The organism is Arthrobacter sp. 10T413_2 (assembly GCF_056394205.1).
The window spans coordinates 1-8,755 of the sequence record NZ_JBFTHK010000175.1 but is presented as its reverse complement, the minus strand read 5'-3'; the positions used below and the strand labels follow the sequence as shown (position 1 = coordinate 8,755).

General features: G+C 67.3%; 5 protein-coding genes. All 5 read right to left on the bottom strand.

Annotated features, from left to right (window positions below; all coding sequences use genetic code 11):
• A partial coding sequence (locus AC1DBQ_RS19340; RefSeq protein WP_476930050.1) for a pyruvate kinase occupies nt 1-542 on the bottom strand: 542 nt, incomplete at its 3' end.
• Nucleotides 543-625: 83 nt separating this feature from the next.
• Nucleotides 626-2,083 (bottom strand): glutamate synthase subunit beta, encoded by a 1,458-nt coding sequence (locus AC1DBQ_RS19335; RefSeq protein ID WP_476930049.1) that lies wholly within the window; start codon nt 2,081-2,083, stop codon nt 626-628.
• Nucleotides 2,076-6,692 (bottom strand): glutamate synthase large subunit, encoded by a 4,617-nt coding sequence (gene gltB, locus AC1DBQ_RS19330; RefSeq protein ID WP_476930048.1) that lies wholly within the window; start codon nt 6,690-6,692, stop codon nt 2,076-2,078. Before gltB ends, AC1DBQ_RS19335 begins: the two co-directional genes overlap by 8 nt.
• A gap of 264 nt (nt 6,693-6,956) precedes the next feature.
• Nucleotides 6,957-8,240 (bottom strand): prolipoprotein diacylglyceryl transferase, encoded by a 1,284-nt coding sequence (gene lgt, locus AC1DBQ_RS19325; protein WP_476930047.1) that lies wholly within the window; start codon nt 8,238-8,240, stop codon nt 6,957-6,959.
• A 3-nt stretch (nt 8,241-8,243) separates the two neighbouring features.
• Nucleotides 8,244-8,755, bottom strand: a 512-nt coding sequence (gene trpA / locus AC1DBQ_RS19320; RefSeq protein WP_476930046.1) for a tryptophan synthase subunit alpha, incomplete at its 5' end; no start/stop codon positions are given.

Sequence of the window (8,755 nt, the reverse complement as noted above, 5' to 3'; positions counted from 1 at the left end):
CGCATCGCCCAGCGCAGATCGTCCTCGTCCTTTTCGCTCAGCGCCGGCACGTTGACGGCCACGCCGGGCAGGTTGATGCCCTTGTTGTTCGAAACCCAGCCACCGACAACCACCTGGGCAACGACCTTGACGGCGTCGACCTCGATGGCGCGCAGGGCAACCTTGCCGTCGTCGATCAGCAGGGCATCGMCCGGCTGGACGTCCTCKGTGAGGCTCTTGAGCGTCGTGGAGCAGATGTCCTTGGTGCCCGGAACGTCCTCCGTGGTGATCGTGAACGTGTCACCGACCTCTAGGAGGTGCGGTCCGTCCACGAAGCGGCCCAGGCGGATCTTCKGGCCCTGCAGGTCGGCCATGATGCCCACGGCCTTGCCAAGCTGCCCKGCAGCCTTGCGGACGTTCTCGTAGGTGTTGTCGTGCACGGAGTAATCACCGTGGCTCATGTTCATGCGTGCCACGTCGACGCCGGCTTCCAGCACGGCAAGCGTGTTCTCGAAGCTTGCGATTKCCGGTCCGAACGTGGCCACGATTTTAGCGCGTCTCATATACCTACCCTAGTGGTCTGTTGCATGGATGAAGTTGAAGCGAGTGTGAATCCCTGATGACCGAAATCCAGTGACCGGAAGGGCTACAGGACGGCCATCGCCCGGTCGGTCGGTGCCACCGGGGCCGGCAGGATGGTGCTGCCCATCAGGAACTTGTCCACCGCGGCGGCGCAGGCGCGCCCCTCGGCGATGGCCCAGACGATGAGCGACTGCCCGCGGCCGGCGTCCCCGGCGACGAAGATGCCCTCGGTGTTGGTCATGTAGTAGCCGTCGCGGGCCACGTTGCCGCGGCCGTCGAAGTCGGCGCTGACCTGCTCGGTGATCCCGGCCGGCTCGGCTCCCGTGAAGCCGAGGGACAGGAAGACGAGGTCCGCCGGAATAATCCGCTCGGTGCCGGCCTTCGGGAGGCGCTTGCCGTCGACGAATTCAGTCTCCGCAACCTTGACGCCCGTGAGCTTGCCGTTTTCTCCGACGAACTCGACAGTGGAGGCGAGGTAGGTGCGTTCGCCGCCTTCCTCGTGCGCGCTGGCGACCTCGAACAGGGTGGGGAACGTCGGCCACGGCTGGTGGCCGGCACGCTCGAGTGGCGGCTGCTTGCCGATGGCCAGGGTGGTCACGGAGGCGGCCTGGTGCCGGTGCGCGGTGCCGAGGCAGTCCGCGCCGGTGTCGCCGCCGCCCAGGATCACCACGTGCTTGCCGGCGGCGTTGATCTGGTTCTCCACGGTCTCCCCCGCCACCACCCGGTTGGCCGGGACAAGGTAGTCCATGGCGAAGTGCACGCCCTCGAGCTCGCGGCCCGGGATCGGCAGGTCACGCGGGACGGTGGCGCCGGTGGCGACCACGACGGCGTCGTACCGGCGGCGCAACTGCTCCCAAGTGACGTCGGTGCCGACGGCCACGCCGGTGCGGAACCGGGTGCCCTCGGCCTTCATCTGCTCCAGGCGGCGGTCCACCTGCTCTTTTTCCATCTTGAAGTCGGGGATGCCGTAGCGCAGGAGCCCGCCGATCTTGTCGTCGCGCTCGTACACAGMAACAGTGTGGCCCACGCGGGTCAGCTGCTGCGCGACGGCGAGTCCGGCCGGGCCGGAGCMGACGACGGCGACCGTCTTGCCGGTCAGTCGGGCCGGCGGCAGCGGGTTGACCCAGCCGTTCTCGAAGGCCTGGTCCACGATCKATACCTCGACCTGCTTGATGGTCACCGCGGGCTGGTTAATGCCCAGCACGCACGACGCCTCGCAGGGGGCCGGGCAGAGCCGGCCGGTGAACTCGGGGAAGTTGTTGGTGGCGTGCAGCCGCTCCATCGCTTCCTCGCCCTTGTCCCGCCAGATGAGGTCGTTCCATTCCGGGATGAGGTTGCCCAGCGGGCAGCCCTGGTGGCAGAACGGCACGCCGCAGTCCATGCAGYGGCCGGCCTGGGCCTTCAGGACGCCCTTTTCCTGGGCTTCGTAGACCTCTTTCCAGTCCATGATGCGGACCGGAACGGGACGGCGCGGCTGCGTTTCACGCTGACGTACTTTCAGAAATCCGCGTGGATCAGCCACCGGTCACCTCCAGGATTCGAGACCAAACTTCTTCGCCGTCGGGGTCCAGGCCCTCTTCGATGGCGTCAAGACGGGTTTGCAGGACGGCCGCGTAGTCGCGCGGCAGCACCTTGGTAATGCGGGCTGCGGTGTCGTCGAAGTTCTCGAGGAGCCGGGCCGCGTTGAGCGATTCGGTTTMCTCGACGTGCTTGACCAGCAGTCCATGGACAATGTCACGGTCCTCGGCGTCGAGCTCGCGCAGCTGCAGCTCGCCGGACTCGAGGGCCTGCTTGTTGACGCGTTCGGTCTGCAGGTCCAGCACGTAGGCCGTACCGCCGGACATGCCGGCGCCGAAGTTGCGGCCGGTGCGGCCGATGATCAGCGTCTGGCCGCCKGTCATGTACTCGCAGCCGTGGTCGCCKATTCCTTCGACCACTGCGGTGGCGCCGGAGTTGCGGACCAGGAAGCGTTCGCCCACCTGGCCGCGCAGGAACATCTCGCCGCTCGTGGCGCCGTAGCCGATCACGTTGCCGGCGATCACGTTGCGCTCGGCCGGGAACACGTTGGTGCGGTCCGGCCGGACGATGATTCGGCCGCCGGAAAGACCCTTGCCGACGTAGTCGTTCGAGTCGCCGAACATGCGCAGCGTGATGCCGGCCGGCAKGAACGCCCCGAGGGACTGGCCGGCGGTTCCGTTGAGCGTGATGTCGATGGTGTCCGTCGCCAGCACGTCGGTGCTGAACGTCTTCGTGACCACGTGGCCGAGCATCGTGCCGACCGAGCGGTCCGTGTTGATGACGTTCACCGAGATCTTCACCKGGGTGCGGTCGCTGAGGGCTTCGGCCGCCATGGCGATCAGGCGCTGGTCGAAGTGCTTGTCCAGCTCGTGGTTCTGTCCGGTGAGGTTGCGCAGCGGTGCGTCGTCGTCGAACTCGAGGCCGTGCAGGATCGGATCCAGGTCCAGCCCTTCGGCCTTCCAGTGGTTGATCGCGTCGCGGCAGTCGAGCATCTCGGCGTGGCCGATCGCCTCCTCGATGCTGCGGAAACCGAGCTCAGCGAGGATTTCACGGACCTCCTCGGCGAGGAATTCGAAGAAGTTCACCACGAATTCCGGCTTGCCGCTGAACCGTGAGCGGAGCTCGGGGTTCTGGGTCGCGACGCCCACCGGGCAGGTGTCCAGGTGGCAGACGCGCATCATGATGCAGCCGGAGACCACCAGCGGGGCGGTGGCAAAGCCGAACTCCTCGCCGCCAAGCAGCGCGGCGATCACGACGTCGCGGCCGGTCTTGAGCTGACCGTCCACCTGCACCACCACGCGGTCGCGCAGGCCGTTGAGCATGAGCGTCTGCTGCGTCTCGGCCAGGCCGAGTTCCCACGGGACACCGGCGTGCTTGAGCGAGTTCAGCGGCGAGGCGCCGGTACCGCCGTCGTGTCCGGAAACGAGCACGACGTCGGCCTTCGCCTTGGTGACGCCGGCCGCCACGGTGCCGATCCCGACCTCGGAGACGAGCTTGACGTGCACGCGGGCCGAGGGGTTGGCGCGCTTGGCATCGTAGATCAGCTGCGCGAGGTCCTCAATCGAGTAGATGTCGTGGTGCGGGGGCGGCGAAATGAGGCCGACGCCGGGCGTCGAGTGCCGCGTCCGGGCCACCCAGGGGTAGACCTTCTGCGCCATCAGCTGGCCGCCTTCGCCGGGCTTGGCACCCTGCGCCATCTTGATCTGGATGTCGTCCGCGTTGGACAGGTACAGGCTCGTGACGCCGAATCGGCCGGAGGCGATCTGCTTGACAGCGGAACGGCGGGTGGGATCGAGYAGGCGGTCCACGTCCTCGCMGCCCTCACCGGTGTTGGACTTGCCGCCCAGCCGGTTCATGGCGATCGCGAGGGTCTCGTGGGCTTCCTGGGAGATAGAGCCGTAGCTCATGGCACCGGTGGAGAACCGCTTGACGATGCTGGAGACGGGCTCGACTTCCTCAAGCGGCACCGCGGGACGCAGGCCGGCCTTGAACTTCAGCAGGCCGCGCAGGGTCATGAGGTTCTCGGACTGGTCGTCCACGCCGCGGGTGTAGGCCTTGAAGATGTCGTAGCGGCGTTCACGTGTGGCGTGCTGCAGCCGGAAGACGGTCTCCGGGTTGAACAGATGGGGTTCGCCGTCGCGGCGCCACTGGTATTCGCCGCCGCCGAGCAGCGGCTGGTRCGGCAGTTCGATCCCGTTCTCGGGGTAGGCCATCCGGTGGCGTGCCAGGACTTCGGCCGCGATGACATCGAGGCCCACGCCGCCGAGCTGGGAATGCGTGCCGGAGAAGTACTCGTCCACCAGATCCTGGCCGAGGCCAAGCGCTTCGAAGGTCTGGGCACCGGTGTAGGAGGCCACAGTGGAGATGCCCATCTTGGACATGATCTTCAGGACGCCCTTGCCGAGGCCCTTGATCAGGTTGTACACGCCGTCCTGCGGGGTGACGCCGACGACGTCCCCGGAGGCGATGAGCTGCTCCACGGATTCCATGGCCAGGTAAGGGTTCACGGCCGAGGCGCCGTAGCCGATGAGCACGGCGACGTGATGCGTCTCGCGGACGTCTCCGGCCTCCACCACGAGGGCGGTCTTGGTGCGGTTGGCACTGCGCAGCAGGTGGTGGTGCACGGCGCTGACAAGCAGCAGGGACGGGATCGGCGCCCACTGGGCGTTCGAGTCGCGGTCCGAGAGCACCACGTACTGGACGCCGCGGTTGATCGCGCCGGAGACCTGCTCGCAGATTTCGGTGAGGCGGGCGCGGAGGGCGTGCTCGCCGCCTTCGGGGCGGTAGAGACCGCGGACCTTCATGGCGACCTTGTCGCCGTCGGCGCTCTCGATGTTCGCGATCTTGGCGAGCTGGTCGTTGTTGATCACGGGGAACGGCAGCGAGACCTGCGGCTGCCGGACCTGCTTGGTGTCCAGCAGGTTGCCGTTCGGGCCGATCGCGCATGTCAGGGAGGTGACGAGCTCTTCAYGGATGGCATCCAGCGGCGGGTTGGTGACCTGCGCGAAGGACTGCACGAAGTAGTCGAAGAGCAGCCGCGGGCGCTTGGACAGCACGGCCACGGGGGTGTCGGAGCCCATGGCACCCAGCGGTTCGGCGCCGGTGCGCGCCATCGGGCCGAGCAGGATCTTCAGTTCCTCGGTGGTGTAGCCGAAGGTCCGCTGGCGGATGTTGACCGACGCGGCCGTGTGKACAACGTGCTCGCGCTCGGGGAGGTTCTTGAGGTCGATCAGGTTGTCCTTGAGCCATTCGGCCSAGGGGTTCGCCGCGGCGACCTCGGCCTTGACCTMGGCGTCGTCGATGATCCGCCCGGCTTCGGTGTCCACCAGGAACATCTTGCCCGGCGAGACGCGGCCCTTCTTGACCACCTTGGAAGGTTCGACATCGATCACGCCGACTTCGGAGGCGAAGACGATGAGTCCGTCTTCGGTGATCCAGTACCGGCCCGGGCGCAGCCCGTTGCGGTCCAGCGTGGCGCCTACCAGGTTGCCGTCCGTGAAGGACACAGCTGCGGGGCCGTCCCACGGCTCCATGAGCATGGAGTGGTACTCGTAGAAGGCGCGGCGCGCCGGATCCATGGTGGCGTGGTTCTCCCACGCCTCCGGGATCATCATCATGATCGAGTGGGTGATGGGCCGGCCGGAGAGCCAGAGCAGCTCCGCAACCTCGTCAAAGGAGGCGGAGTCCGAGGCGCCGGGGGTGCAGATCKGGAACAGCTCTTCGGGCGAGTCGCCCAGCAGCGGGCTGGCGAGCTGCGACTGCCGTGCCCGCATCCAATTGCGGTTGCCCTTGACGGTGTTGATCTCGCCGTTGTGCGCGATCGTGCGGAACKGCTGGGCCAGCGGCCAGGACGGGAACGTGTTGGTGGAGAAGCGCGAGTGGACAATCGCGAGCTTGGTCTTGAAGCGCTTGTCCGAAAGGTCCGGGTAGAACGGTTCCAGCTGCGCGGTGGTGAGCATGCCCTTGTAGACGATCGTCCGCGAGGACAGCGACGGGAAGTACACGCCGAACTTGTTCTGGGCGCGCTTGCGAATCCGCCAGGCGCGGGAATCGAGCTCGTTGCGCTCGAGGCTTTCCCCGGTGCTGGACGCGAAGAACGGCTGGGAGAAGTGCGGCATGCAGGCCCGGGCCATTGCCCCGACGAGGTCGGCCACGATCGGGACTTCGCGCCAGCCAAGGACCGTCAGGCCCTCATCGGCGGCGAGGCTTTCGATTCCGGCCCGGGCGGCGTCGGATTCGCGCTGCTCGGCCGGCAGGAAGGCGGTTCCCACGACGTACTGGCCGGGGGCGGGAAGCTCGAAGTCGGTGACTGCGCGGAAGAATTCGTCCGGGACCTGCATGAGGAGGCCGGCGCCGTCGCCGGTGCCCTCATCGGCGCCCACGGCGCCGCGGTGCTCAAGGTTGCGCAGTGCGGTCAGGGCCGCGTCGACGATGTCGTAGCCCGGCTCACCGCGCAGCGTGGCGATGATGGCCAGGCCGCAGGCGTCCTTCTCGTTCTCCKGGTTGTAGAGCCCGGCCGCGGCCGGCATCGACGCAAAACGGGCGAAGGGTGACGTTGCGGCCGTCGGCTGGTCCGGATCGGACCAGCTGGGGCTGTGAAGAGTTTGGGTCATTGGAGACGTCCTTCCTCCTGATCGTGCGTATGGGAGGGACAACATTGGCCCCACTCGGCACGCCGGTGTGATGGGCGCAACAGAGTGTTTTTCTAACTGGAATTGTAGGCCAGCCCGGCCTTCTGTAGTAACAGTTACGCAGGTACTGGCCCGGGCTTGCGTGGACAGCCCCTATCTGCTGTCCACAACATTCCCTCTTGCCACGACGCTGTGGTGTCGGGTCCTGCGAGCGGTGGCTCCGCAACCCGAGTTGCCGGTGCCGAGTTACTTGGTGCCCTCGGCCTCCGGCGCGGTTTCGGTTGCCTGGCGGCCGGATACTCCGGCTGCCGGATCTCCGGTGGCGGGCTTGGTGCCGCCGGTGGAGTCCTTGCTCGCGCCAGCATCTTCGTCCGCAGGTGCGGAGACAGACGCGGGCGCGGAACCTGGTCCGCTTTGGTTATCTCGGAGATTACCACGGGATTCACTATCTGAGACAAGTGTGTCCGCATGGCGGATGGATGTTGCGCCGGCGGGAACGGCGTCCGCAGCGCTTTTATCGGCAGTGGCGGCAGCATCGGTTTCGACGGCGGAGACCGCCTCGGGAGCCGGTTCGGCCTCAGGCTTCCCGACCGTCCCGGCGGTTTMGACGGCGGCAGTTTCGGTGGCCGGTTCCCGGCCCGGGAGGAACGGGGTGTCCGGACCTGAGGGCTTGCGAAGCCCGAGGAGGATGAAGGCGATCAGGGCCCCGAGGAGGACAAAGATGCTGGTCCAGACGTTGAGCCGGGTGGTGATGCCGAACAGGCTGATCTGCTCTGCGTCGTCGATCCGCATGGCTTCGATCCACACCCGGCCCAGGGTGTAGTAGACGGCGTAGAGGCAGAAGAKGCGGCCGCGGCGGAAGTTGAACTTCCGGTCCAGGGCCAGCAGGATCACGACGCCGGCGAGGTTCCACAGGGACTCGTAGAGGAACGTCGGGTGGAAGAGTGTGTCGGCGGGCATACCGGCCGGGAAGTTAGGGCTGTTCGGGTCGATCTGGAGCCCCCACGGCAGTGTGGTGGGGCCGCCGAAGAGCTCCTGGTTGAAGTAGTTCCCCCACCGGCCAATTGCCTGGGCCAGCAGCAGCCCGGGGGCCGCCGCGTCCATGAAGGCGCTCAGCTTCACCCCGGCTCGCCGGCACCCGATCCAGGCGCCCACGGCGCCGAGGACGACGGCACCCCAGATGCCCAAGCCGCCGCGCTGGATCTGCGGAATCAGGGACAGGTCCCCGGTGCCGTTGAACCCGGGGCCGAAGTAGGCATCCGGTGACGAGAACACGTGGTAGAGCCGTCCGCCGATGATGCCGAACGGGATGGCCCAGATCGCGATGTCCCACACGCTGCCCTCGGGCGCGCCGCGGCGCGCCCAGCGGACGGAGGTGAGCCAGAGGCCGGCGACGATGCCGGCGAGGATGCAGAGGGCGTAGGCGTGGATGCGCAGTGACCCCCACGGCAGCGGGATGTCGAATCCGGACCAGCTAGGGCTCGGAATGCTCGCGGGAATCATCGCCGCCGCGTGGAGGACTGACTGCATTGCTTACGCTTCTTCCTTGGTAAGGCCAGTGCTGAGGTCTTTCGTCAAGGAGGCTACCGCATCCACGCCGCCGTCCCGGATGGCCGCGACGAGGGCGGTGCCCACGATCACGCCGTCGGCGTACTCGGCGATCTCGCGGACGTGGTCCGCGTTGGAGACGCCCAGGCCCACGCAGACTCGTTCGGCGCCCGCGGCGTGCGCGGCGGCCACAACGTCCTTGGCCGCGGAGCTGACCGAGGTCCKCGCGCCGGTGACGCCCATGATGGAGACGGCGTACACGAAGCCACGGCTGGCCTCGACGGTCCGCTTCATGCGTTCCGGGGAGGRCGAGGGCGCCACGAGGAACACGCGGTCCAGACCGTACTTGTCCGAGGCCGCCATCCATTCGGAGGCTTCGTCGGGGATCAGGTCCGGGGTGATGAGTCCGGCTCCCCCGGCCTCGGCAAGGCTGCGGGAGAATTCGTCCACGCCCATCCGGACCACGGGGTTCCAGTAGGTCATGACCAGGACGGCAG